Source organism: Pantoea sp. SIMBA_079 (assembly GCF_046940275.1).
Taxonomy (GTDB): Bacteria; Pseudomonadota; Gammaproteobacteria; order Enterobacterales; family Enterobacteriaceae; genus Pantoea; species Pantoea borealis.
In genome coordinates this window covers 1-312 of sequence record NZ_JAWRYR010000142.1, presented here as the reverse complement: position 1 = coordinate 312, position 312 = coordinate 1, and the positions used below count along the sequence as shown (strand labels likewise).

The window sequence follows — 312 nt, the reverse complement described above, 5'->3', positions numbered from 1 at the left end:
GCTCGCGCCCCGTCGCCCAGTAGTCCTGCACGGTCCAGCTGCCGGTGTCGACGACCGCGATCCGGTCGGCGCCGCTGATCGCGACGTAGACGCGCGGTCGCGCCGGATCCGCGATCGCGCCGATCGGCAGCGCACCGCGCCCGAGCATCGTCTCGCGCAACTCGGCATCCGGCGGCATCAGATCAACCGTGGCGATCGGCGCGCGCGTCGCGGCATCGAACACCGCGAGGGTCGCCGCGGTCGCATTCGTCACCAGGGCGTGGCGGCCATCCGGCGTGAACACGACGCGGATCGGGAAGCCGGTGCTCGGCA

Annotated in this window: 1 protein-coding gene; it reads right to left on the bottom strand. The window is 73.1% G+C overall.

Annotation, left to right across the window (positions count from 1 at the left end; genetic code table 11):
* Nucleotides 1-312 (bottom strand): hypothetical protein (locus SB719_RS19470; protein ID WP_412159647.1); only part of this gene is annotated, 312 nt, incomplete at both ends.